The sequence below is a fragment of the Rhodococcus sp. p52 genome, assembly GCF_000763325.2.
Lineage (GTDB): Bacteria > Actinomycetota > Actinomycetes > Mycobacteriales > Mycobacteriaceae > Rhodococcus > Rhodococcus pyridinivorans.
Genome location: NZ_CP016819.1, coordinates 2,534,779 through 2,557,580, shown reverse-complemented (window position 1 = coordinate 2,557,580; position 22,802 = coordinate 2,534,779). Strand labels below are relative to the sequence as shown.

At 68.3% G+C, this 22,802-nt stretch carries 25 protein-coding genes; 10 read left to right on the top strand and 15 right to left on the bottom strand.

The features are described 5' to 3' along the window. Window position 1 precedes the first annotated feature (1 nt). The 5 genes from recC to IM25_RS11865 all read right to left on the bottom strand — a co-directional run bounded on the left by recC (window position 2) and on the right by IM25_RS11865 (window position 5,021). Entirely contained in the window at window positions 2-3,295 is a 3,294-nt protein-coding gene (gene recC / locus IM25_RS11885; protein WP_065996058.1) for an exodeoxyribonuclease V subunit gamma, read from the bottom strand. Between the two features lie 129 nt (window positions 3,296-3,424). Continuing rightward, window positions 3,425-3,655: an RNA-binding S4 domain-containing protein gene (locus tag IM25_RS11880; protein WP_006550649.1), complete on the bottom strand. Its 231-nt coding sequence runs from the start codon at window positions 3,653-3,655 to the stop codon at window positions 3,425-3,427. Window positions 3,656-3,755: 100 nt separating this feature from the next. Beyond that, window positions 3,756-3,953: a hypothetical protein gene (locus IM25_RS11875; RefSeq protein ID WP_019287992.1), complete on the bottom strand. Its 198-nt coding sequence runs from the start codon at window positions 3,951-3,953 to the stop codon at window positions 3,756-3,758. Between the two features lie 165 nt (window positions 3,954-4,118). Further along, on the bottom strand, window positions 4,119-4,619 hold the full coding sequence (locus tag IM25_RS11870) for a DUF2505 domain-containing protein (protein WP_033097261.1): 501 nt from the start codon (window positions 4,617-4,619) through the stop codon (window positions 4,119-4,121). A 66-nt stretch (window positions 4,620-4,685) separates the two neighbouring features. Further along, the gene (locus IM25_RS11865; RefSeq protein WP_033097379.1) at window positions 4,686-5,021 is read right to left on the bottom strand and encodes a hypothetical protein; all 336 of its coding nucleotides are present in this window, start codon (window positions 5,019-5,021) and stop codon (window positions 4,686-4,688) included. Window positions 5,022-5,362: 341 nt separating this feature from the next. On the opposite strand from IM25_RS11865, the gene IM25_RS11860 reads away from it, so the two are divergent. Continuing rightward, window positions 5,363-6,322, top strand: coding sequence for a hypothetical protein (locus IM25_RS11860; RefSeq protein ID WP_006550653.1), 960 nt, complete (start codon window positions 5,363-5,365; stop codon window positions 6,320-6,322). Window positions 6,323-6,337: 15 nt separating this feature from the next. Here IM25_RS11860 and IM25_RS27370 read toward each other — a convergent pair whose 3' ends face one another. Then, on the bottom strand, window positions 6,338-6,463 hold the full coding sequence (locus IM25_RS27370; protein WP_257785272.1) for a hypothetical protein: 126 nt from the start codon (window positions 6,461-6,463) through the stop codon (window positions 6,338-6,340). A gap of 41 nt (window positions 6,464-6,504) precedes the next feature. Between IM25_RS27370 and IM25_RS11855 the strand changes: the two genes are divergently transcribed. Beyond that, window positions 6,505-7,218, top strand: a complete 714-nt coding sequence (locus IM25_RS11855) for a type 1 glutamine amidotransferase domain-containing protein (protein ID WP_033097260.1) — start codon at window positions 6,505-6,507, stop codon at window positions 7,216-7,218. Here IM25_RS11855 and IM25_RS11850 read toward each other — a convergent pair. After that, complete coding sequence (locus IM25_RS11850) at window positions 7,208-8,230, bottom strand: alpha/beta hydrolase (RefSeq protein ID WP_065996057.1); 1,023 nt, start codon at window positions 8,228-8,230, stop codon at window positions 7,208-7,210. The genes IM25_RS11855 and IM25_RS11850 overlap by 11 nt on opposite strands. A 609-nt stretch (window positions 8,231-8,839) precedes the next feature. Between IM25_RS11850 and IM25_RS11845 the strand changes: the two genes are divergently transcribed. Beyond that, window positions 8,840-10,297, top strand: a complete 1,458-nt coding sequence (locus IM25_RS11845; protein ID WP_033097378.1) for a benzaldehyde dehydrogenase — start codon at window positions 8,840-8,842, stop codon at window positions 10,295-10,297. Between the two features lie 64 nt (window positions 10,298-10,361). Here the strand turns inward: IM25_RS11845 and IM25_RS11840 are convergent, their stop codons facing one another. Beyond that, window positions 10,362-11,339 carry an NAD(P)/FAD-dependent oxidoreductase gene (locus IM25_RS11840; RefSeq protein WP_019287986.1) on the bottom strand — a complete coding sequence of 326 codons (978 nt, stop codon included), beginning with the start codon at window positions 11,337-11,339 and terminating at the stop codon, window positions 10,362-10,364. Then, a complete protein-coding gene (locus IM25_RS11835) occupies window positions 11,336-12,181 on the bottom strand; it encodes a class I SAM-dependent methyltransferase (RefSeq protein WP_019287985.1) in 846 nt (281 codons plus the stop codon). Before IM25_RS11835 ends, IM25_RS11840 begins: the two co-directional genes overlap by 4 nt. A gap of 48 nt (window positions 12,182-12,229) precedes the next feature. Here IM25_RS11835 and IM25_RS11830 point away from each other — a divergent pair, with 48 nt between their 5' ends. Next, window positions 12,230-12,814, top strand: a complete 585-nt coding sequence (locus IM25_RS11830; RefSeq protein ID WP_065996056.1) for a helix-turn-helix domain-containing protein — start codon at window positions 12,230-12,232, stop codon at window positions 12,812-12,814. A gap of 18 nt (window positions 12,815-12,832) precedes the next feature. On the opposite strand, the gene IM25_RS11825 is transcribed toward IM25_RS11830, so the two are convergent. The 4 genes from IM25_RS11825 to map all read right to left on the bottom strand — a co-directional run bounded on the left by IM25_RS11825 (window position 12,833) and on the right by map (window position 15,879). After that, on the bottom strand, window positions 12,833-13,321 hold the full coding sequence (locus IM25_RS11825) for an FBP domain-containing protein (RefSeq protein WP_006550660.1): 489 nt from the start codon (window positions 13,319-13,321) through the stop codon (window positions 12,833-12,835). An 86-nt stretch (window positions 13,322-13,407) separates the two neighbouring features. Further along, window positions 13,408-14,661, bottom strand: coding sequence for a formamidase (fmdA, locus tag IM25_RS11820; RefSeq protein WP_006550661.1), 1,254 nt, complete (start codon window positions 14,659-14,661; stop codon window positions 13,408-13,410). A 58-nt stretch (window positions 14,662-14,719) separates the two neighbouring features. Next, the gene (locus tag IM25_RS25465; protein WP_084295085.1) at window positions 14,720-15,010 is read right to left on the bottom strand and encodes an FmdB family zinc ribbon protein; all 291 of its coding nucleotides are present in this window, start codon (window positions 15,008-15,010) and stop codon (window positions 14,720-14,722) included. 89 nt (window positions 15,011-15,099) lie between these two features. Further along, on the bottom strand, window positions 15,100-15,879 hold the full coding sequence (gene map, locus IM25_RS11815; protein WP_019287982.1) for a type I methionyl aminopeptidase: 780 nt from the start codon (window positions 15,877-15,879) through the stop codon (window positions 15,100-15,102). 92 nt (window positions 15,880-15,971) lie between these two features. On the opposite strand from map, the gene IM25_RS11810 reads away from it, so the two are divergent. Next, window positions 15,972-16,238, top strand: coding sequence for a helix-turn-helix domain-containing protein (locus tag IM25_RS11810; protein WP_006550664.1), 267 nt, complete (start codon window positions 15,972-15,974; stop codon window positions 16,236-16,238). An 87-nt stretch (window positions 16,239-16,325) separates the two neighbouring features. Beyond that, window positions 16,326-17,234, top strand: coding sequence for a hypothetical protein (locus IM25_RS11805; protein WP_157126948.1), 909 nt, complete (start codon window positions 16,326-16,328; stop codon window positions 17,232-17,234). A gap of 16 nt (window positions 17,235-17,250) precedes the next feature. Here the strand turns inward: IM25_RS11805 and IM25_RS11800 are convergent, their stop codons facing one another. After that, window positions 17,251-18,522 carry an MFS transporter gene (locus tag IM25_RS11800; RefSeq protein WP_033097258.1) on the bottom strand — a complete coding sequence of 424 codons (1,272 nt, stop codon included), beginning with the start codon at window positions 18,520-18,522 and terminating at the stop codon, window positions 17,251-17,253. Between the two features lie 122 nt (window positions 18,523-18,644). Between IM25_RS11800 and IM25_RS11795 the strand changes: the two genes are divergently transcribed. From IM25_RS11795 to IM25_RS11785, 3 genes are all read left to right on the top strand, one after another. Continuing rightward, window positions 18,645-19,619 (top strand): pseudouridine synthase, encoded by a 975-nt coding sequence (locus IM25_RS11795; RefSeq protein WP_033097257.1) that lies wholly within the window; start codon window positions 18,645-18,647, stop codon window positions 19,617-19,619. A 74-nt stretch (window positions 19,620-19,693) separates the two neighbouring features. Then, complete coding sequence (locus tag IM25_RS11790) at window positions 19,694-20,482, top strand: hypothetical protein (protein ID WP_033097256.1); 789 nt, start codon at window positions 19,694-19,696, stop codon at window positions 20,480-20,482. A gap of 104 nt (window positions 20,483-20,586) precedes the next feature. Further along, window positions 20,587-21,066, top strand: coding sequence for an AAA family ATPase (locus IM25_RS11785; RefSeq protein WP_225623737.1), 480 nt, complete (start codon window positions 20,587-20,589; stop codon window positions 21,064-21,066). Here IM25_RS11785 and IM25_RS11780 read toward each other — a convergent pair. Then, the gene (locus tag IM25_RS11780; RefSeq protein WP_033097255.1) at window positions 21,063-22,103 is read right to left on the bottom strand and encodes a hypothetical protein; all 1,041 of its coding nucleotides are present in this window, start codon (window positions 22,101-22,103) and stop codon (window positions 21,063-21,065) included. The two genes, IM25_RS11785 and IM25_RS11780, sit on opposite strands and share 4 nt — an antisense overlap. 130 nt (window positions 22,104-22,233) lie before the next feature. Here IM25_RS11780 and IM25_RS11775 point away from each other — a divergent pair, with 130 nt between their 5' ends. Then, a complete protein-coding gene (locus IM25_RS11775) occupies window positions 22,234-22,791 on the top strand; it encodes a TetR/AcrR family transcriptional regulator (protein WP_006550671.1) in 558 nt (185 codons plus the stop codon). Window positions 22,792-22,802 lie beyond the last annotated feature (11 nt).

The window sequence follows — 22,802 nt, the reverse complement described above, 5'->3', positions numbered from 1 at the left end:
CTCACGGGCGTCCCTGGTTCTCGGAGGCGAGCAGGGGTTCCCACAACCGTCGGGCGAGCACACCGAAACGGGTGGGGTCGTCGAACCAGCCGGCCTCGACACCCTCCGGTGCGTCGGCGGTGAGCTGCCCGAACGTGACGTCGGGCCCGTACAGATACTGCACGTGACGGTCCTTGCCGTCGCCGAACGCGCCACCGAACGCCTTCCCGGCGGCCGACAGTGCCATCTCCACGGAATCACCGCGGTGGCGGCGATCGGCGTACTCGGCCGACGCGCCCGTCACGAGCGGCAGCGGCCGGCACAGTCCACGATCGCGCAGATCGACGAGTGCGGCGAGCAGCGCGACGGGATCGGCGGGGGCCAGAAGGGGCGAGCGCCAGGCCGGATACGAGCGCGAACGGCTGCGCCCGGTGGTCACCGCACGCCACTGTCCGGGATGACCCGAGGCGACGACGGCGAGCAACCGGATCCATGCTTCCAGCCGGTGTTTCGGGGACAGCTTGGAATAGGTGCTGCGGGCCAGTACCTCGCCGTGTACACCTCCGACGGTGCCGGTGAGCCGACGACCGTCGCCGAGATCGACGCGGATGTCGACGGTGCGGGCCTGCCCGGTGTGCACACCGGCGCAGGCGTGCACGAGGCGGTCGACGTTGTCGCTCACCGCGTCGAGGGTCCTGCGGCCGAGCGCGAACGGCGGGAGCGTGCCGCGACGCCATTCCGCGTCCTGGAAGGCCCCCGCGGACATGCCCGCCAATCGCGCTTCGAGCATGCGGTCGCCCAGTTGCCACTGGGCGAGACCGTCGAGTTCGACGTCGAGTGCGTCGGCGATGCCCTCGTCGGTGTCGGGGATCCGCAGACCGAGTCGCTGCCGGAGGAATCCCTGCGTCGGATGTGTCAGGAAGGAAACGAGTTCGTCGAGATCGACATCGGTGCGTGCCGGGGCCGGAAGGTCGTCGACGAGGAGCGCACCCGACCGGTCGCGCTCCACCGAAACTCCTTGTCCGGCACGGGCTCCCGCGAGTGCGGTGACACCGAACCCGAACGGGTCGTCGGCCCGGAAATTGCGCGGATCGAAGGGCTGCAGGGGATGTCGCCGCACGATGCGCTCGTCGTCGACGTCGACTCCCGTCATCGTCGACACCACGTCGCGCACCTCGGTGAGCGGAATCGCCGGTGGGCGCAGTGCTCCGGTGACGGCGTCGGCGCCGGTGTGGAACAACAGCACACGCTCCTCCGCGGCCATCAGCGCGTCGAGCAGCAGCTGCCGGTCCTCGCTGCGCGGATCACGCTCTCCCACACAGGGATTCTGGGTCAGGACATCGTCGCCGTCGATGTGGGCCGTGCGAGGGAAGACGTCGTCGTCAAGACCGAGGAGAACCACCACGCGATGGGGCACCGAGCGCATCGGCACCATCGTGCACACGGTCAGTTCGCCGGTACGGAAGTTCGAGCGCGACGGACGCCCGGCGAGCCGGGAGGAGAGCATGGACCGGACGTCGCTCAGGGACAACTGCGTGTCGCCGGCATGCTCGACGGCCTCGCCGATCTCGCGACGCGCGCGGGTGAGCTGCCATGCGTCGGCGGCGGGAACGTCGGCGAGCAGGTCGATGCCGTAACCGAGTTCGTCCGACCACCGCCCCGCCGGGTGCGGGCCGCGCAGCCGGAGCAGCACCACCGTCAGCCGGTCGATGAACTCGGCGAACCGACCGGCGAGGTCGATGTCGTTGCTGTCGACGTCGTCGAGGGGCAGTGACAGCGACAGCCACTCCCCGTCCGCTCCGTCGGCGGCGACACCGAGCAGGATGCGGTCGAGTGCCGCCCCGAAGGTGTTCTGCATGAAGTCGCCGAGACCGAAACTCTTGCGCTGCCACGGGCCGAGACCCCAACGGGCACCGGTCTCGGTGGTCCACTCCTGCAGGCGTTCGAGTTCGTCGTCGTCGAATCCGAACTTGCGGCGCACCGGGGCGGAGGCGGCGAGATCGAGGACCTCGCTGGCGGTGACCCGGCCGTCGGCGAGCGCGAGCAGTTCGGACACCACCGCAAGCACCGGATCGGTGCGGCGCAGGCCACGATCGGCGAGACGGACCCGCAGCGTGTGGCCGGGATGCTCACCGACTCCGGCACCGAAGGCGGCGTGGACGAGCGGCGCGTACGTCTCGACGTCGGGGCACATGACGACGACGTCGCGCGGTTCGAGCGTGGGGTCGTCGCGGAACAGGTGCAGCAGGCACTCGCGGAGCACCTCGACCTGCCGGGTGGGGCCGTGGCAGGCATGGATCATCACGGTCCCGTCGGGCGCGGCCGATCCGTGTGCGGGGGCGCGGTCGTCGCGGAGATCGGCCTGCAACCGGCCGAGGAGCGTCGCCGGCGGCCGGGGTGAGGGATGCGGAAGGTCGGTGCACTCGAGGCCGGAGAGCCGGCTCTGAAGTTCGCGCACGTCGCGGCCGAGCGCGGCCAGCAGCGGGTGCTGCACCCCGAGAGCGCTGTGGTCGTCGGCGCGACGCATCGACTCCGGACGCCGGGTCAGTCCGTCCCACATCACCGGGCTCGGATGCGGAAGCCAGATGTGCACGTCGCGGTGGTGCCCGAGCGCGGTCAGCACCTCGACGAGGACGGTGTCGAGGCGGGGGGGACCGAACATCGAGAGTCGTTCGGGCAGGTCGACGACGTCGGGGTCGTCTCGCAGCCGGCCGCACAGTTCGTCGAGTCGCTGCGACGGGCTGTCGACGCCGATGCGGGCGCGCAGCCGTCGCCACAGCTCGGCTTGCCAACGCAGATGGTCGTCGAGAGGCGCACCCGTGCCGTCGGTGTCGTTCCCCGCCGCCCACTGGGAGATCATCCCGGGGCGCTGGAGTCCGTAACTGCGGAGAAGGCCGGTGAGATGCGCTGCGGTGGCGTACCGGCGTCCGGCCCGGTGGTCGCCGGCGCCGTGACCGAGATGCCGCGCGAGGGTGGCGCACCACGGTTCGCCGACGCACTCGTCGATCACCCCGAGCAGCGACCACAACATGCGGGAGGGATGCCACGGATCGTCGTCGGCGGTGATGCCGGAGGCCGCGGCGAGCGCTTCGTCGACGAGGCGGGACGGGGACGGGAAGTCGATGTTGGCGGCCACCCCGTCGCCGGCGGAGGAACCGAGCATTCCCGACAACCGCTGGGTGAGCCATCTTTCGACACCGCGCGCGGGCACCGCGACGACCTCCCGCGCGAACGGATCGTCGAGGGGCTCGGCGAGCACCTCGGCCAGCGCATCCGCCAGGATGCCGGTGCGCTCGGCACGGTGCAGTATCAGCACGCGTCGCTCCCCCTCGTCGTCGCTCGTTCCCGTCCGGTACGGCTTATCACACCGCCCGGACAGGCGACTGCGTCGCAGGTCGCGAGTGCTCCGTGCCGGAGGTTGCGGGCGCTCCGTGCGACGGACGAGCTACAGGACGGGACGAACCCCGCCGGGAGAGACGCCGAAGACCGCCATCGATCGCGTACCCACGATCGAGACGACGTCCCCGGCACGAAGTGGAGTACGGGGACTGCGGACCTGGCGATGATTGACGCGGACGAGACCTTCCATGAGCAGCGCCGCCGCTTCACCGCCCGAGCCGGCCAGTCCGCTCTCCTGGAGGAAACCGAACAGGGAGTCGCGCACGAGTGCCTCCATGACACCTACGGTCCCCTCCGGAGGAGACGATGCCTCCTCACACGGGGTCCGTGCGGGTGCACATCCGATGAACACACGGCGAACACCGGCGGGCCGGGATTCAGGTCTCGGTCGAGATGTCGAACAACGACAACTGGTTCCTCGTCATCTCGGCAGTGATATCCGCGCGGTAGCGCTCCCCCAGATTCTGTGCGACATGGGCAGGGCAACCGAGTTCGCTGCCGATCTGCTCCCAGGTGTATCCGGCCTCGCGGCGTTCCCACGCGTAGCCGCCGTCCTCGTCCCACGGCATCGACATGATCCGATGGTGGCCTGGGTCACACCCCTCTTCAACGACCTGACCCGGTGTGTCGCCGACGAATCCGGCGGGAACGACGATGCCGCCGTACCTCGGAAAAGGAACGACGGCATCGGACCAGATGATCCGTCGATCGGAAGCCGATCGATCGGGCGCCCCTGCGAATCAGTTCTCCGTGAGCCACTTGTCGAGGTCGGTCCGATCGTTCTGGACGATGTTCTCGACGAGCTGGACGATCAGGCCCTCGATCTGCCCACCGACGACGGGAACCTTGACGGTGGCCTCGCCACGCACCTCGATCTCGGTACCGCCGTCCGCGTTGCCACGAAGCTCCGAACGGGCCGCGATCGTGATCGGCAGCCCCGACGTGCTGCCGGCGAGGGTTCCCTGCGCCGTACCGTCCCCGAGTCCGCCCCATTCGTCGGTGCGCTCGATGATCAGAGGTCCTCGCACCACGCCCCGGACGACCGCGGGCAGCGCGGAGGTGTCGATCTGGTCGGAGACCTTCGCGCGGAAGGTCCCGGGACCGGAGCCGACCTCGAGCTGCGCCACGCCGGTCTGGCTCGCAGCCAGTCGGCTGTTCCAGAAGTCCTCGCTGGTCAAAGCGCCGTGGACGCGTTCGACGCTGTGGTCGAGCGTGGACGTGAAAACGAATTCCTTGGACATGACCGGAGACGATATCCTCCCGCTCGGATCTGGACGAAACGGGCCTACCGGTGTCGTTCTGCCACGTCAGAGAACAGCGACGAGGGTCGCCGCCACTCCTCCGACGACACCCACCAGAGCGAGCCCGGCCGCCAGGGATCCTGCGACCACCGCGGCGGCTGCGAATCCGCAGACGGCGAGGACGACGAACATCAGCATGCCCGCGATCGGGTGCTCGAGCAGGGCCGGCATCTCCTCCGTCACCGGAGGTTCCACCTCCCTCGACGCCACGGCGGCCGACGGCGGGGCCTCGACGGACCGCGCGTCGATCGTCTGCGCCGGAATGTCGGCCGACTGCGACGGAGCAACCGTCGCCGGAGCGGTGATCACGTCCGTGGGCATGACGGGTGCTGCCGTGGTCATCGTGTCGTCCCCGCTTTCCTTTGTGCTGCTTGCGGCCGTCTCACGGTCGCCGATCACCTGAGGAGTCAGGCGGACCGCGTCTCGTCCCGGCCTCGATCTCTCACGTCAAGGTGTGCTCCGAAGTTTCCCCGCGAGTAACCGGCTCAAACCGAGACCCGTGCGACTCGCGTGCGCCGAGTGGTCACTGCAACAACGAACCCGACCAGAGGGTGTGTTATGGATCACATAGACGTTAGCAGTTACGGGGGTCGGGTAGCCGACAGTTGTCACGTCATTTCTCGATGGATGTGAATTCGTCGGTAGATCACCGACTCTTCCAGTGCGAAGGAGGCGAACGCACGATGACCGAGAACCGAACTCCCGCGTTGCTCACCCAGTTGCGCACTCTCCACGAACTGACCCATGCAGAGACCCAGGTCGCCGAAACGCGTGTCGCGCAGGCCCGAACCGAAGCGGTACGCAAGGAGCTGACCGAGAACGCCGAGAACTGCCGCATCCGTGCGGTGGCGATCGAAGAGGCGATCCGCGATCTGGGCGGACTTCCCGATGTGGTCGGGCCGTTCATCGGCCGCGCCGCCATCATGGTGAAGACCCTCACCGAGCAGGCGCAGCCGTTCGACGAAGCACTGCTGTCGGACCTCGCCCTCGAACATCAGCTCCTCGACCGTGCCCGCTACGTGAAGGCGCTGGCCATCGCGGGCGGACACAAGTCGATCGTGTCGCTGGCGGACCGTCTGATCACGGCTCACACGGCGACGGTCGAGTGGCTCACCACCGTCATCGCGGAGGAGGCGCTCGGTGGTCCTGCCGCTCTGCGTCGCACTCCTCTGCAGGCCGCGGCCGGCGCAGCGGTGCGCCTGGTCAACACGCCGGTCACCTGGTCGGCGCGCAGCATCGATCGAGCGATCGATGTCGCCCGCTCGACGCGTCCCCGCATCGAGTCGCTGCTCTCGCGCGGCGCGCATGCCGGTGACGTCGCAGCCAAGACCATCGGTGCCTCGCGCGATGCGGCTCTCGAGACGGCCGAGCGCGTGAGCCGTCGTGAAGGCGCCGACGGTACCGCCGACGCTCTGCACAAGGCACGCAGCGCCTCGGGTGTCCTCACCGAGGAGGAGTTGCCGATCCGGAACTACGACGATCTCACCGTCCCGAAGGCCGTGGCGGCGGTCAAGGAACTGACCGAGCCCGCGGACATCCGGGCGATCGTCGCCTACGAGGAAGCGCACAAGGCACGACACGGTGTTATCTCCGCGGCCCAGACCCGTCTGGCCGCCATCGCGCAGGAGGTGGTCGGCATCTGATCCGCCGCACCCCAGTCACGTCACACGATCGCCGGGTCCCTCGTGGGCCCGGCGATCGTCGTCACTGTCGCGGACCCGGCGACCGTCGTCACTGTCGCGGACCCGGCGACCGTCGTCACCGCCGGTGTCGGTCCCGCTCACAGCGGGTACCCGGCCTCTGCGTTCATCAGAGAGGACACACCATGACCCGCATCCTGTTCGTCGTCAGCTCCGCCGATCATTGGACATTGCAGGACGGCACCCGCCATCCCACGGGCTTCTGGGCGGAGGAACTCGTCGAGCCGTACACCGTCTTCGACGAAGCCGGCTACGACATCACCGTTGCCACTCCGGGCGGCCGCACGCCCGTCGTGGACCAGGCCAGCCTCGAACCCGACGCCGCAGGCGGTGAGGACCGCGTGGCCGAGTTGAAGTCGTCGCTCGAGAAGCTGCAGCCGGTACTCACCGGTGCGGCGGTGCTCGAGGACCAGCGGGCCGAGGACTTCGACCTGCTGTTCGTGCCCGGTGGCCACGCCCCGATGGAGGATCTGGCCGTCGACGAGCGGTTCGGTGAACTCGTCCGGCACTTCGTCGAGGCCGACAAAGTGGTCGCGATGGTGTGCCACGCCCCGGCTGCCCTGCTTCCCGCCCACGAGTCCGGCGGTCGCTGGTTGTTCGAGGGTTACAGCCTGACGGCGTTCACGAACGTCGAGGAGGTCCAGGCGGGACTGGCCGACAAGGCACCCTGGTTGCTGCAGGACCGACTCCAGGAGGCGGGCGCGGTCTTCTCGTCCACGGACGCCTGGCAGCCGCACGTGGTGGTCGACCGCGTCCTGTACACGGGCCAGAACCCGGCCTCCTCGCGGCCGCTCGCCGAACGCGTCGTCGCCGAGATCCCCGCGCGCGCTACGTCGTGACCTTGCGGACGAAATCGATCGTCCGCTCGAGCGCGGCACGCGCATCCGGTGTCGACAGATCGAACTGGTACTCGTGTGCCAGTTCCGGTGTGTGATCGTCCGGATAGAACAACGCATCCACCTGCACACCCAGTCCGGTGAGCCGCGGCGCGAGCCTCTCGGACTGGGTGGCGGTGAGCGGATCGGCGTTGCCACCGGAGATGTAGGTGGCCGGGAAGTTCTCGGTGACCGAGTTCAACACCGACATCTGGCCCGCCGCATCCGAAGTGGCGAACTCCCGGGCGCCGGTGTAGGCCCACATCGCCTGCTCCACGCCCCATCCGATCAGCCCGCCGCTCCCACCGATCGCGGACACGTCGTAGATGCCGCAGTTGAGCACGACACCGCGAACGTTCTCCGGAGTGAAGGCCGGGTCGACACCGAGGGTCGCGGCGTAGTCGGGATCGGTGATCGCGGCGGCGATCTGCGCGGACAGTTGCGCCCCGGCCGAATCACCGGCGAGCACGATCCGGTCGGTGTCGATGTGCAGTTCGTCGGCGTGCTCGAGCAGGTAGCGCTGCGCATCGACGAGTTGCCGCACCGGGGTCGGATAGCGGTGGCCCGGTGCGAGCGAGTAGCCGACCGACACCACGGTGAATCCGGCGGCCGCGAGACGCCTGTAGTAGCCCGCGTAGTTGGTGCGGTTGCCCGACAGCCATGCGCCGCCGTGCGTCCACACGATCGTCGGCAGCGCCTCGGTGGTCCCCGGCGGTGTGTACACGTCGAGGTAGGCGTCCGGGTCGTCCTCCCCGTAGTGGAGGTCGGCGACGAAGTCCGTCTCCGGAGCGTCCACCGCGAGCTTCGCGGTCTGCTCCCGCGCGTCGCGTTCGAACACCTTCCGCACCACCAGTGATCCCGGCACAGGGGTGAGGACGAACGCCGCCGCCACGCCGACGAGCACCACGACGAAGACGATCAGGATCCATCGACCGACGCGCCGACGCGGCGCTCTGTCCGTACTGCCCTCCGACACCTGTCACTCCTACCCGGGTCACGACGCGCCCGGGCGGATCCGGACCGAACGATCATGTCAAACAGTGCGGCGGGATGCGGGTTCTCGGGCGGGGCGTCCGCGCCGCGAGACGACCGTCAGGGTTGTTCGCTCAGCGCCTGCAATCGGGTCTCCTCGAGGTCGAGGCGGCGCTGGGCCGCACCGAGCGTCTGCGAACTGTAGGTACCGCGCGCCCGGCCCTCGAGCAGGGCCCCGCGTTCGGCCGCGATGGTGAGCAGCCGCAGTGGTCACGACGACGAGAAGGACCCCGAGTCCGCTGATGGCCTTGAAGTTCCGGCGGAAGTCCTGGGCCGGCATGCTCAGCGCGGCCGAGTACAGCCGCGATGCTCACGGTGCCGGCGATGCCGACCACTGCCATGAGAGCCAGATCCATTCGGATCATCGTGCTCGCTCATGACCCTTCGGCCGCGGAGCGGTGCACGTGGTGTTCGTCGTGCGTAGACGGATATCGCGGGCTTTCTCGTTGAATGAGAAGAATCGATCCTACGAGCCGTCATCGCTCCCACACTCGTGGAACACATCGGTGTCCCACGCGCGCGGGACGGCGACGACCACGCTGAGGAGAACTCTATGGCCTTGCTCGACGAAGCCCTGTGGACGGGAAAGATCCATCTCGACGGCTGGCGCCCCGGCAACGGCGGCACCACGAAGGTCACCAACCCCGCGACCGGGGAACAAATCGCCGAGATCGGCCTGGCCGACCCCGATGACGTCTACGCCGCCGCCCGCGCTGCCGCCGCCGCACAGAAGTCCTGGGCCGCCACGGCGCCGTCCGAGCGTGCGGAGATCCTCCGTCGCGCCGGCGAGAAGTTCCGTGAGCACGCCGACGAACTCATCGGCTGGGGACTCCGCGAGGCCGGGTCCATTCCGGACAAGGCCGCCATGGAGGTGTTCGGTTCCGCCACCGAGTGCTTCGAGGCGTCGGCGCTGCCCACCCATCCGCACGGTGAGTACCTGCCGTCGGACAACGGTCACTGGTCCATCGCGCGCCGCCTGCCCGCCGGCGTCGTCTCGGTGATCGCACCGTTCAACTTCCCGTTGCTGCTCGCGATGCGCTCGGTTGCCCCGGCTCTCGCCCTCGGCAATGCGGTGCTGCTCAAGCCGGATCCGCGGACCACCGTCATCGGTGGTGTCGCCGTGGCCCGGATCTTCGAGGAGGCCGGACTACCCGCCGGTGTGCTGCAGGTGCTGCCCGGTGGTGGTGACGTCGGCGCCGCAACCGTCGATGCTCCCGAGGTGCGGGTGGTCTCGTTCACCGGATCCACCGCCGCCGGACGCCACGTCGGCAAGGCCGGCGCGGAACATCTCAAGCGCACCCACCTCGAACTCGGCGGCAACAACGCGATGATCGTGCTCCCCGGCGCCGACGTCGATCTCGCTGCCGGTGTCGGAGCGATGGGATCGTTCTTCCACCAGGGCCAGATCTGCATGACCACCGGCCGGCACCTGGTGCACGAGTCCGTCTACGACGACTACGTGCGCGCCCTCGCCGCGAAGGCGGATGCGCTCGTCGTCGGCGATCCCGCAGGCGGCCCGGTTCACCTGGGCCCGATCATCGACGAGCGTCAGCTGGCGAACATCGACACGATCGTGCAGGACACCGTCGCCGCGGGCGGCACTCTCGCTGCCGGAGGCACGCACGAGGGGTTGTTCTACCGGCCCACCGTCCTGACCGATCTGACCACCAAGATGCCCGCCTGGGGCCAGGAGATCTTCGGTCCCGTCGCGCCGGTGCTGAAGTTCTCCGACCCGGACGAGGCCGTCGAACTGGCCAATGCGTCCGAGTACGGCCTGTCGGTGAGCATCGTCGGCGACGTGGGACAAGCGATGAAGATCGCCGACCGGATCCACTCGGGCAAGATCCACATCAACGAGATGACCGTCGCCGACGAGGCCAACGCTCCCTTCGGCGGGGTCGGGGCATCCGGTACCGGTTCCCGTTTCGGCGGTCCAGGCGCGAACATCGAGGCGTTCACCGAGACCCAGTGGGTCACGGTGCGTCCCGACATCGCGCCCTACCCGTTCTGACGCAGATCGCGAATCGGCCGGGCGAGCGTGTGCTCGCCCGGCCGTTCTCGTATGCCCGACAGGACTATTCGGCGAAGGTGAGTCCGCGGGCGGCTCGTTCCTCCACCGCCGCGGCCGTCTCCTCCGCGATCAGGTCGGCGTTCACGGCCGCCCCTGTCATCACGCCGGCGCCTGCAGCGACCACGACCACCGCGGAGAGGTCGGCGGAGTTGCCCGCCGCCCATACGCCGGGCAGAGCGGTCCTCCCCGTCGGATCGGTCTCGATGAGGGTCCCCACGGGATGGTCGGTGACCGTTCCGCCGAGCTGCTCGTACAGGTCGGCGCGGGCGACGAAACGCGGTGCGACCACCACGGCGTCGACCTCGACCTCGGTGCCGTCCTCGAGCACCACGGCACGGACCTCCTCGCCGTCCGCTCGCAGTTCCGCGACGGTGCCGTCGACGATCCGCACGTCGCGCGCCTCGAGCTGGTCGCGGGCCTCGCTCTCCAGGGCGGGCGCCGAGTGGGTGAAGAAGGCGACGTCGTCGCTGAGCTGACGGAACAACAGGGTCTGGTGCACGCTCATCGGCCCCGACGAGATCACGCCGACGCGCCGGTCCCGAACCTCCCAGCCGTGGCAGTACGGGCAGTGCAGGACACTCTTCCCCCACAGTTCGCGGACTCCGGGCAGGTCGGGCAGCTCGTCGACCAGTCCCGTCGCGAGGATCAGTCGACGTGCCTGCACGGTGGTGCCGCCGGAGAGACCGATCTCGAATCCCGTGTCGCTGCGACGAGCGGATTCTGCTCGTGCGGACAGGATTTCGGCGCCGTATCCGGCGGCCTCCTTCCGTCCGAGAGCCAGCAGTTCGGTCGGCGCGATGCCTTCGTGTCCGATCACGTTGTGCGCGGCCGCGGCAGGGGCGTTGCGCGGTTCTCCGGCATCGACGACAAGCACCGAGCGGCGTGAGCGTGCCAGCGCTGTGGCGGCACTCAGTCCGGCGGAGCCGCCGCCGATCACGACGACGTCGTAACCGTCCTGTGTGGGGTTCTCCTGGGTGTTCATCGGTTCTCCTCCTTGATTGCCTGTGCGATCCACACGGTTCGGGATCCACGCACCACCAGATCTGCCCGGTGCAGCACCGAGTCGGGACCGTCGCCGACGAGTCGATCGAGCGTGTCGAGATCCTCGTCGGACACGGCGTTGTCGAGGCCGGTCCGCATCCGGCTCAGCACCGCGTGGGCGTATCGGCGTGCGGTGTCGTCGACGTCGGCACCGAGTTCGTCGCGGCGCATCTCGACCATCCCGAACCCGGCGCGACGCAGGTTGTCGCTCCAGTCGGGCCACCTGTTCCACCCTCGGGACGCCGCGGCCTCGTGACATCTCGCTTCGAGGCCCGGTGTACCGATACCGATGTCGTCGGGCAGGAATCGTGGTTGCGACTCCATCTCGGTGACGACCACCGTCCCCCCGGGTGCCATCGCCTCGGCGAGTTGCCGGAGCGTTGCATCCGGATCCTCGATGTGGTGCAGGGACAGCGCCGCCCAGGCGAGGTCGATCGCACCGACGGCCGGAAGTCCTGCATCGAGGTCGGCCTCGACGGTCCGGATCCGATCACCGAACCCGTTGTACGCGGCGGTCTTCCGGAGTCGTTCGAGCATCCCGGCGGACCGGTCGAGAGCGACGAGCTGCGCGTGGGGGAACCGGCGCGCCAGGGCGAGTGTGCCTGTTCCTGTGCCGGCGCCGATGTCGACGACGGTGCGCGGTTCGCGCTCGAGCTGTCCGGCGACCCGGTCGAGCAACGACTCGAAGTAGGGCCGGTTCATCGCGGCGTCGAGGTCGAGCACCTCGGCCATCGACTCGTCGTGCGCGTGGTCGTGCGGTGCGTGGTGGGCGTGGTGGTGCATGACTCCACGTTAGGGCGCGTCATCCAGTTTCGGCATATACTCTTGCCTATGGAGCAAGAATCGTCCGATCTGGACCAACTCATCCGTCAGCGCATCCGCAGCCTGCGGCTCGCGCGGGGGGGGACCCTCGACACTCTCGCGGGCCGGTGCCACATCAGCCCGTCCAACCTGAGCCGCATCGAGACGGGCCGTCGCAGGATCGCACTCGACCAGCTCGTTCCCATCGCGCGGGCACTCGACACCACGATCGACCAGCTCGTCGAATCCGGCGAGGACCAGGACGTGGTGATCAGGCCCCAGGCGTGCGACACCCCGGGGTACACGACCTGGCTATTGTCGCGGGAACGATCACTGGGCGGCGTCACCATCGCCAAGATGCGGATCACGAAGCAGGAGCCGGTGCCGGCCGACACGCTCCCCGTGCACCCGGGGCACGAATGGTTCACCGTCCTGACCGGCACCGCCCGGCTCCAACTCGGCGAACGGACGATCCTCATCCAGGAGGGCAACGCAGCCGAGTTCTCGACGATGACACCGCACGCCATCAGCGCGCACGACGGACCGGTGGAGATCCTCACGATCCTCGATCAGAACGGGGAGCGTGCGCACCTGCGCAACCCCGCATCGCACTGAAAGGGCCGGGTTCACCCGTCAGGCGTACAGGCGATCGACGAACGCGCCGAGATTCTCGCGGACGCGCTCGGCCTTCTCCTCCGGCTCGAGATCCTCGCGGTACCGGCTGCCCAGTGCGGGCTTCTTCTTGCCGCGCGCGTACAGCGAGCACTGCAGGTCGATGCACATGTAGGTTCCGACCGCGTTGCCCGCTCGACCCGCATCGCCGACCTTGTTCGCCGTCATCAAAGCGATGCCACCCCGGGTGTGGGTGGTGAGGCAGATCGTGCACATCTGCGTCTTGCCCGAGCCCTGCTGTTCGAACCGCATGGCGACACCCACGAGTTCGCCGTCGCGGGGGACCACGATGTAGCCGCGACCGGGGAACGACGGGTCGGTCCAGCCGAGGAAGTCGAGTTCGTCCCACGGCCGGTCGTCGAGATCGCGCGGCACCGGAAGCCGCTTCGCATCACCCTTGGAGCAGTTGACGAAGGATGTTCGAATGTCCCGTTCGGTGAGCGGGTCCATGGCGGGGACCACCTTTCGTTCGCATATGTACCGACCCGAGGACGGTACGCGCACCGCTCACACCGGGCAAACGATTTTCGCGGCCCTCACGCCGACGAACGCGGTGCTCCGATACCCGGATCGATCGTCACCGGACCGGATGCGGTGGGCGCGACCGGGAAGTCGAAGATCGCCGTCGGAAGATACACCGTGGCACACGAATTCGGGATGTCCACGACACCCGACAAACGTCCCTCGATGGGTGCAGCCCCGAGCAGGAGATACGCCTGCTCGGGGCTGTAGCCGAATTTCGTCAGATAGTCGATGGCGTGCAGACACGCCCGCTGGTACGCCAATTGCGAATCCAGATACCGCTGTTCGCCGTCGAGCGTCACGGACGTGCCGGAGAACGCGAGCCACTCGGAATACTGCGGGTCGGTGTTGCCCGGCATGAAGATGGCGTTCTCGCTCACCCCATAGGTCTCCATACCGCCGGGGATCAGATCGACGCGCAGGTCGATGAACCCGCCCATTTCGATGGCACCGCAGAAGGTGATCTCGCCGTCACCCTGCGAGAAGTGCAGGTCGCCGACCGACAGATTCGCGCCGTCGACGAAGACCGGATAGAAGATCCGGCTTCCCTTCGTGAGGTTCTTGATGTCCTGGTTGCCGCCGTTCTCCCGCGGTGGAGCGGTGCGCGCCGCTTCGGCCGCGACCCGGTCGAAATCGGCGCCCGACAGGCTGCCGAGAATCGCGCCGTTCGGCTCGGGTGGCAGCGCCAGCGCCGGCTCGCGGTCGGGATCCGTCGCGATCAAAGCAGCTTCCCGAGTGTTCCACGTCGACAGCAGTTCGTGCGACGGCGCCGTCCCCATCAGGCCGGGATGCACGATGCCGGTGAACGACACGTGGGGCACGTGGCGGCTCGTCGCCTTCTGCCCGGAGAAGTCCCAGATCGCCTTGTAGGCGTCGGGGAACTGGTCGGTGAGGAATCCCCCGCCGTTCGTCTTCGCGAAGATGCCCGTGTAGCCCCAGCCCTGCCCGGCGAGCGGACCCGAGTCCTCCTGCGGAATCGGGCCGAGGTCGAGGATGTCGACGATCAGCAGGTCGCCGGGCTTGGCACCCTCCACTGCGAACGGTCCCGACAACGCGTGCACGATGTGCAGCGGGGCATTGCGGATGTCGTCGGCGGAGTCGTCGTTGTGGATCTCGCCGTCGAACCATTCGCGGCAGTGCACGCGGAAGGAATCCCCCGGTTTCAGCATCGCGACGGGCGGGATGTCCGGGTGCCAACGGTTGTGGCCGATCTTGTCCTGATCGGTGAACCGGCGGGTCGAATCGAGGGGGAACACGACGTCGGGCACGGGACCTCCTGGAGCGGTGTCTGATTACGGGCGGTGTCGGATCACGGGCGGTGTCGGATCACGGGCGGGGCAACGTTCGATGTCGGGGATCGGTCGTGACCGGCCGCGACGGACGCCTCGACACGCCTGGGAGGGAACCCGAGACGACGTCGGGCTCGGAAGCGGTACGGGCCGTCGCGTCGTGCAGGCGCATCGCTGCCGAACCTCCCCGACCGAGACGCGGTGGGGTGAGAAAACGACGAGACTGTTGCTCGCACCGCGGGCACGGAGCCGATGCGGAGACTTCACTCATGGGAACGGAGACGTCGAAGGGCCCGCAGTCGGCACATCGGAACTCGTACAGCGGCATCTGCATCGCCTCTCGCGCGTCGGTGCACCGACCATAACGGACCGAGCGGAAACCCGCGTGTCTACTTCGAATCTTCCTGCCGTCCGGATCTATTCGGTGACGCGCTCCCGTTTCGTCAGCACCAGCGGTTCACCTTCGGTGATCGCGATCGTGTGTTCGCTGTGCGCGGTACGCGAGCCGTCGGCGGAGCGGATGGTCCAGCCGTCCGGGTCGTAGACGATCTTGTCCGTCCCCGCCGCGAACCACGGTTCGAGGGCGAGCGTCAAGCCGGGACGCAGCACGAGCCCACGCCCCTTACGCCCGGCGTTCGCCACGTGCGGATCCTCGTGCATGGTGCGGCCGAGACCGTGACCACCGAACTCGGTGTTGACGGGATAGCCGTACTCGGCGGCGACGGCGCCGATCGCCGCGGAGATGTCGCCCAGGCGGTTGCCGGGGAGCGCGACGGCGATACCCGCGGCCAGTGCCACCTCGGTCGCCTCGACGAGATGCCGGTCCTCGGGACGCTCCGCGCCGACGATGATGCTGCGCGCCGAATCGGCGACCCAGCCGTCGATCGAGACCGCGATGTCCATGCTGAGCAGGTCGCCGTCCCGGAGCACGTAGTCGTGCGGGAGTCCGTGCAGCACTGCGTCGTTGACGGACAGGCAGATGACGTTGCGGAACGGTCCGCTCCCGAACGACGGCGCGTAATCCCAGTAGCACGAGACCGCGCCACGTTCCTCGATCATGTCCCGTGCGCGCTGTTCGAGGTCGAGCAGGTTCACGCCGGGACGGGCGCGGCCCGTCAGGTCGTCGAGCAACTCGGCGATGAACGTACCGGTCACATCCATTGCCGCGATCTCACCGGGGGTCTTCAGTTCCAACACGTGGGCACTCCTCAGGATCACGAGACGGTATTTAAATACCACCCTATCGCGACGATCGGTATTTTCATACCGACGCGGTTAGACTGCGGGTCATGGTGCGACTCCCTCTGACCCCGGAACAGCTGGCCGCCGGCAAACGCCTGGGTGGACGGCTGCGCGATGCCCGAGGCAGCAGGACGCTCACCGAGGTGGCTCAGGCCGCCGACATCTCGCCGGAGACCCTTCGGAAGATCGAGACCGGACGACTGGCGACGCCGGCCTTCGCGACGATCGCCGCCCTCGCACGGGTGCTGCCCGTTTCCCTCGATGATCTGGCCGAACTGACCCTTCCCTGTGACGACCTGCAGCAAACCGGGTGATCCCACCCCGCATGACGTAACAGCAGCAGACATCGGCAGCGATATCAGGAGGCGTAACACCGCGACAGCGAAGGGACCCGAATGTCGATGCAGCCTCCGCCGGACGGATACGGCTACGGCTACGGCGCTCCCCCGCCACCCTGGCCCACCCCGCCCCCGCCGCGACGACCGAAGTGGCCGTGGCTCGTGGGCGGTGCCCTGCTCGTCGCCGTCGTCGCCGCAGTCGCCGCCCTGGTCGTCGTCCTGACCCGCTCGTCCGATCCGGGATCGGAGAGCGCCGTCGCCGCGAGCCCGTCCCCGTCGACCGTGACGGTCACCGTGTCGCCATCCGCAGCCCCGCAGACCGAGGCGGATCCGCCCCCCCCGCGAGCGCAGACGAGCCGGCCTGCCACCCCGAGCGGCTTCCCGACCAACGGCACCCTGAAGGTCGGAGTCGACATCACCCCCGGCGAATACGCGCTACGCCCGACGGATTCGCTCGGCGGCTACTGGGAACGGCTGTCGTGCCTCACGGGCGACTTCGAGTGCATCACGGCCAACAGCATCGTGCAGGGCAACAGCTACGTCACCGTGCTGCCGGGCGACCTGGCCCTGCGGATCGAGGATCTCGAACTCACAGCAACCGGCAATCCCGCGCCCGCGACCGGACCCGCACGTCCACTACCGCCCGTGTCGGCCTCCGAGGACACCGACCCCCAGGGTTTCGTCGGCATCCCCGAGGCGCGGTGCAACCACACGAATCCCGCCGTCGCCATCGGCCAGACGGCCGACTCGCTCGTCGTGGTGTGCGAGACCGGGGCCGGCCGGTACTACTACAAGGGCGTTCGTACGAACGACGGTGCGGCGATCGAGATCGACGACCCCGTGCCCTCTGGCGACGGTTTCACCGCCACGAACGCCGGTGTGCAGTACAGCATCTCGTCGCGTGCTCTCGTCATCTCCGAGGGGTCGACGGTGCTCGCCGAGGAGCCGATGCTGCAGTACTGGTCGCAGTGATCGGCGGTACCGGTGATCACCGGGGACGCGAGGCCGCCCGCCCCGCGCCGCTCTGCCACACACCGTGCACCCCGCTCGGCCCGATGCCTCGATCAAGAGCGAGCAGCAGGACGGCACATCCGATTCCCGACAGCACCAGGCTCGTGCCGAACAGCGCGGGATAACCGAACACGTCTCCGACCACACCGGCGGTGAAGCCCGCGATGCCCTGCACCACGACGATCGCGCACGCGAGCAGGGTGTAGTCGCTGCCGGCGTGGTCCCTGTCCGCGGCGTCCATCATGAGCGTGAACACCGCGACCGTCGCGGCGCCGCCGAGGACGTGTTCGGCCAGGCTCGCGGAGACGATGAGCCCGAACCCGCCGTAGCCGAGCGACGCGACGACGTACAAGGCGAGGCTCGCCGTCTGGGTCACGCCACCGATCAGCAGGGCTTGCCGACGACCGCGACGGAAGCACAGCCACCCACCGAGTGCGGCACCGCCGAGAGCGCCTGCCGAGGACAGCACACCCTTGACCAGCGCGATCTGCCCGAGGGTGAGTCCCGAGTCGGACATGAACGGACCGACCATCGCCGAGCCCATCGAGTCACCGAACTTGAAGCCGCCGATGAGCAGGATGAACGCGAGCATCCCGGGGCGGCGCAGACGCGTCCACCACGCGACCGTCATGCGGGTCGCGCTTCGCGGTTCCCGATCCGTCGTGGCTCGTCGCTCCGTGCGCGGCAGTCGCCACACCGGGATCGTCGTCAGCACCAGCAGGAATGCCATCGCGAGGAACAGGCTGCGCCAACCGGCGAGGGAGAACACCCACAGCAGCGCTCCTCCGCCGACGATCATGCCGATGCGATACGCGCCGACCTGGATGCCGTTCCCCAGCCCGCGCTGTGTCGGTCCGAGCAGTTGCACGGCCAGACCGTCGGTCGCGACGTCCTGCGTTGCCGAGAGGGCGTTGACCACCGCGATGCCGACGAGCAGCCACCGCAGCGTCGACGACAGGTCGAGGCACGCCAGGATCAACGACACCGCCGACGCCGCGAGCTGAAGCGAGAGCAACCACTGCCGCCTCGTCCCGTAGTGGTCGACGTACGGCGCCCACAGGAACTTCAGCGCCCACGGCGCGAAGAGCACACCCGTCGCGCTGATCGCGATCAACGAGAAGCCGGACTCGCGGAGCACCACCGGAAGCGCCTGCGTGAAGAACCCGTACGGCAGACCCTGCGCGAAGTACAGGGCGGCCAGCAGCGCGAGCGTGCCGGTCGGGATGCCGAGCCGGGCCGGTGCAGTCATGCGGACATGGTGGCAGAACGGTGCCGACCGTCCCCGACGAGCATCTGTGAACCGCGCCTCGCTCTCCGATCGCGCCACCGCCGATCACCCGAGGCGCAGCTCACGTTGCAGCCGATGGGAGGATGGTGCCCGTGCCGATGCCCTCACCGTTGCCCGTCAGGAACGGGGTCGGGCCCACGCGACTGCATGTTCCGACCTCCGGTCCGTGGTCGACGGTCGCCGAGTACGTCGTCGCACGCTTCGACCATCTCGACGCCGACGATCTCTACCGCCGCTTCGACGCCGGCGAGATCGTGGGGATCGACGGAGAACCCATCGGTCGCGGCACCGAACTCGGAGCGCACCGGTTCGTCTGGTACTACCGCGATCTGCCCGTCGAGGAACCGGTGCCGTTCCACGAGGAGATCCTGCATATCGACGACGACCTCGTCGTGGTCGACAAACCGCACTTCCTGCCCACCACTCCGGGCGGGCGCTACCTGCGCGAATCGGCACTGGTCCGTCTGCGGACCCGCCTCGACAACCCCGATCTGACACCGATCCACCGGCTCGACCGGGCGACCGCCGGGCTCGTGATGTTCTCGGCCCGGCCCGAGACGCGCGGCGCCTACCAGTCGTTGTTCGAGAAGCGCCGGGTCACCAAGGTGTACGAGGCGGTGTCCGCACTGCCGGCGGAGTGGGATCCGGCAGCGCCGCAGATCGCCGGACGTCCGGTCCCCGTGCTGTACCGCAATCACATCGAGGCGCGACGCGGTGAGTTGCGCGTCGTCGCCGACGACACCCGCGAACCCAACTCCGAGACCCTGATCGAGGTGCTCGGATCCGGGGTGAGCGGGTCGGGACGGGCCGTTCTGCACACCCTGCTGCGCCCGCACACCGGTCGGATGCATCAGCTGCGAGTGCACCTGGCGGCGCTCGGTATCGGGATCCTCGGCGACCACTGGTATCCCGTGCTGCTGCCCGAGACACCGGACGACCATTCGCTTCCTCTCCAATTGCTCGCGCGGGAACTCGAATTCGTCGACCCCTTGTCGGGGGTCGAGCGTCGCTTCGCCACCCGGCGCAGCCTGGCCGAAGCACCGACCACGCAGGACTGAGTGCGCCCGAGCGGATCCTGGTCGATCCTCCGAAAACTCCGACATGCCCGGCTTCACGAAATACGCTGGTAGGCATGACCAAGGTCGTCGACGGTTACCTCCGGTCGCCACTGTCGGGCATCGCACCGTGGATCCTCATGTCCGTCCTGTCGGCCCCGGGACGGTTCGAGGAAGCGGTGTGTTTCGCTCTCGGCCTCGTCCTGCTGACGATGTGGGTGGGCGCGCGACGCGGCATCAAGATACACGCCCTCGACGTGTTCGGCGCGGCGTTCTTCGTCGTGCTGGCCGCGGTGGGCCTCATCGCGTCGGACGGCGTCATCGACTGGATGGAGATCTGGGCCGGTGAACTCACCAACATCGCGCTCGCGGTGTTCGTCGTCGCCACCCTGATCGCGCGTAGGCCGTTCACACTCCCCTACGCGAAAGAGGACACGCCCCAGGAGTACTGGACGTCTCCCCTGTTCATGAAGATCAACTACGTGATCTCCGCGGTCTGGGCCGGTGCGTTCACCTTCTCCGCCATCGTCGGGTTCATCGGCGACGCCGTGATGCGCGACCCGGGCAACTTCTGGACCGGCTGGGTGCTCCAGCTCGCGGCGATCTTCTTCGCGGTCTCCTTCACCGAGTTCTATCCGGACTACGCCGGTGCGAAGTTCGCGGCGTCGCAGGGCGAGTCCGAACCCGCCCCGTCGCTCCTGAAGCTGATCGACTGGATACCGACGTTCGTGCTGGTCGCGGGGATCTTCGGGTGGGTCACCGACTCGATACCGGACGCGGTCGGGATCGGCATGATCGTCGTCGGCATCATCGGCAGCGCCGTGATCGGCAGACTCTCACCGAAGATCGAGAAGGCCTCCACGTGACGCGGTGCCCTGGCGCCCAGGGGTGCGGATCAGGCCCGATCGATTCGGATCAGCGATGAGCGTTATCGGTCTCGATGTCGGTGGCGGTGCGTACCGTCGGCCCGATGGCAGCGAACAGGACCCGAGTGTCTCGCGTCGTGATGATGTGCGGCCCGGCCGGTGCCGGTAAGACCACCTATGCCAAGCGCCTGGAGCGCGAGGGTTGGACGCGTCTGTCGTACGAGGTGGAGTTCTGGGATCGCGGGATCACGACCATGCCCTCCGCCGACGTGGTGGCCGAGGTATCAGCAGACCTGAAGGCGCGCTTGCTGCGCCATGTGGCAGCCGGGAACGATGTCGTGCTCGACTTCGGATTCTGGTTCCGGCGACAACGTGACGAGTTTCGCGCACTGCTCGCACCGCAGGGCATCGTGCCGGAGACCGTGTACATCGCGACGGAGCTCGAGACCATCCTGAGCCGGGTCGGCGACCGGCACGGGAGGTGGGCGGACGATTGGCCGCTGACCGAGCGGACGGCGACGGAGTACTTCGAGCGGTTCGAGCCGCCGACGCCCGAGGAAGGACCGCTCGAAGTAGTCCGCTAGGCCGTGACCTGCGCCGAAGGACGCTCTGTCGCTTCCTCACCCACCGCATGTCGCATGCCCACCGCGTAGAGCACGAGTCCCACGACGATCCACGTGGCGAGGGTCGACAGCGCGACGAATCCGCCGGCACCGTCGAAGTATGCCGCGGAGCGCACGAGGGTTCCGGCAGCACCCGGGGGAAGGATCTGACCGAAGGTACCGAGTCCGGACGGCAGCCATGCCGACGTCGTCGCGATACCGGCCAGCGGATTGCCGAGGAACATCATGGCCATCGCACCGATGGTGAACCCTTTGGCGCCGAAGGCCTTCTGGAGTCCGGCCAACGGGAGTGCAAGGGCGGCGATACCGAGGGCCATGGATCCCGCGACCGGCCAGAAGGTCGATCCGATGCTTCCGAACGCGAAGGTGAGGATGGACGCGACGACGATGCCACCGACGGCAGCGAAGACGAGCAGGCCGGTCAGGTACCAGCCGTCGCTGCGCGGCAGGATCTTCCGGAATGCAACGACCGGGACGATGCCACCGAAGACGAGCGGGAAGGCGAGACCACCGATGCCGACACCGGTGGGGTCGGATTCCGGCAACGGAACGACGTCCTCGACGCTCACATCGGCCCCGAGTGCTCCGCCGACCGCCTGCGAGGTTCCGGCGAGCGAACCGGAGATGGCGGTCGAGCCCGCGCCGGCGACCAGCGTGCGAACGCCCGACTCGTCGACGACGAACCCTCCGATGACGTCGCGGTCGTGGATGGCGGCGCGCAGTTCCTGCTCGGAGGCGAATCGCTGCGAGGTGTAGGCGTCGGGGGCGGCCGTCGCGAGCGACGTCTCGAATTCTTCTGCCGCTGCGGAGGTTCCGACGATACCGACCTGCAGGTCGTGCGGTCCGCTCTTCAGCGACGGCATGATGAAGACCAGCAGCATCAGCATCAGGATCACCCCGAGCCCGCACGTCATTCCCAGCAGCGACAGCACGGGATGACGCTTGCGCGCGGTGGAGTCACCCGCGTCGGGAACTGTCGTCGTAGCGGCGTCTGCCATCGCGTCTTCCTTGTCCGAACCCTCGCTAATTGGATGATTTTCCTCCACTTTTATCGGAGATAAATCCTCCGGTTAGGATGGACATGTCAAGCGAAGTTCCTCACAGCCCGGTCCGGAAGGAAGGGAACCGATGCGTGCCGATGCCGCGAAGCGTCGTCAGCTGATCGTCCAGGAGGCGCGCCGGCTGTTCGCAGCCCAGGGCAGCGACGTCGCACTCGAGGCGGTCGCGGAGGCCGCCGGGGTCGGTATCGCCACCCTCTACCGGAACTTCGAGTCCCGGGCCGCGCTGGCCGACGAGGTCGCGCTGGCGATCCTCGCCGACATGCGCGCGGCGGGCATCGAGGCCCTGGAGCACGTCGGCTCGTCGCCCGAGGACGCGTGGGTGGGCTACGTGCAACGGCTGGTCGAACTCGACCTCGGTGCGCTCTCGGCCACCCTTGCCGAGTTCGTGACGGACGAGATCTCCGGATCGGTGCGCGACGCCCAGACCCAAACGGTCGCCGGGGTCGAGGAACTGCTCGACGCGGTGCGATCCGCCGGCATCGTGCGCCCCGACCTCGACGCGCTGGAACTGGTCCTGGCGATCGGCCTGATCACCCGCCCCTTACCCGACGCGATCCGTGCGGTGACACCGGATCTCGTTCCACGATTGGTGTCGATCGTTCTGGCGGGCATGCGACCGTCGTGAGCCGCGCGCAC

Excerpts from the sequence above, each read along its gene's own strand:
- IM25_RS11880 (WP_006550649.1), bottom strand. The coding sequence starts at position 3,655 with ATGGAGGCACTCGTGCGCGACTCCCTGTTCGGTTTCCTCCAGGAGAGC.
- IM25_RS11875 (WP_019287992.1), bottom strand. The coding sequence starts at position 3,953 with ATGTCGATGCCGTGGGACGAGGACGGCGGCTACGCGTGGGAACGCCGC.
- IM25_RS11870 (WP_033097261.1), bottom strand. The coding sequence starts at position 4,619 with ATGTCCAAGGAATTCGTTTTCACGTCCACGCTCGACCACAGCGTCGAA.
- IM25_RS11865 (WP_033097379.1), bottom strand. The coding sequence starts at position 5,021 with ATGACCACGGCAGCACCCGTCATGCCCACGGACGTGATCACCGCTCCG.
- IM25_RS11860 (WP_006550653.1), top strand. The coding sequence starts at position 5,363 with ATGACCGAGAACCGAACTCCCGCGTTGCTCACCCAGTTGCGCACTCTC.
- IM25_RS11855 (WP_033097260.1), top strand. The coding sequence starts at position 6,505 with ATGACCCGCATCCTGTTCGTCGTCAGCTCCGCCGATCATTGGACATTG.
- IM25_RS11845 (WP_033097378.1), top strand. The coding sequence starts at position 8,840 with ATGGCCTTGCTCGACGAAGCCCTGTGGACGGGAAAGATCCATCTCGAC.
- IM25_RS11840 (WP_019287986.1), bottom strand. The coding sequence starts at position 11,339 with ATGAACACCCAGGAGAACCCCACACAGGACGGTTACGACGTCGTCGTG.
- IM25_RS11835 (WP_019287985.1), bottom strand. The coding sequence starts at position 12,181 with ATGCACCACCACGCCCACCACGCACCGCACGACCACGCGCACGACGAG.
- IM25_RS11830 (WP_065996056.1), top strand. The coding sequence starts at position 12,230 with ATGGAGCAAGAATCGTCCGATCTGGACCAACTCATCCGTCAGCGCATC.
- IM25_RS11825 (WP_006550660.1), bottom strand. The coding sequence starts at position 13,321 with ATGGACCCGCTCACCGAACGGGACATTCGAACATCCTTCGTCAACTGC.
- IM25_RS25465 (WP_084295085.1), bottom strand. The coding sequence starts at position 15,010 with ATGCCGCTGTACGAGTTCCGATGTGCCGACTGCGGGCCCTTCGACGTC.
- IM25_RS11810 (WP_006550664.1), top strand. The coding sequence starts at position 15,972 with ATGGTGCGACTCCCTCTGACCCCGGAACAGCTGGCCGCCGGCAAACGC.
- IM25_RS11805 (WP_157126948.1), top strand. The coding sequence starts at position 16,326 with ATGCAGCCTCCGCCGGACGGATACGGCTACGGCTACGGCGCTCCCCCG.
- IM25_RS11800 (WP_033097258.1), bottom strand. The coding sequence starts at position 18,522 with ATGACTGCACCGGCCCGGCTCGGCATCCCGACCGGCACGCTCGCGCTG.
- IM25_RS11795 (WP_033097257.1), top strand. The coding sequence starts at position 18,645 with ATGGTGCCCGTGCCGATGCCCTCACCGTTGCCCGTCAGGAACGGGGTC.
- IM25_RS11790 (WP_033097256.1), top strand. The coding sequence starts at position 19,694 with ATGACCAAGGTCGTCGACGGTTACCTCCGGTCGCCACTGTCGGGCATC.
- IM25_RS11785 (WP_225623737.1), top strand. The coding sequence starts at position 20,587 with ATGGCAGCGAACAGGACCCGAGTGTCTCGCGTCGTGATGATGTGCGGC.
- IM25_RS11780 (WP_033097255.1), bottom strand. The coding sequence starts at position 22,103 with ATGGCAGACGCCGCTACGACGACAGTTCCCGACGCGGGTGACTCCACC.
- IM25_RS11775 (WP_006550671.1), top strand. The coding sequence starts at position 22,234 with ATGCGTGCCGATGCCGCGAAGCGTCGTCAGCTGATCGTCCAGGAGGCG.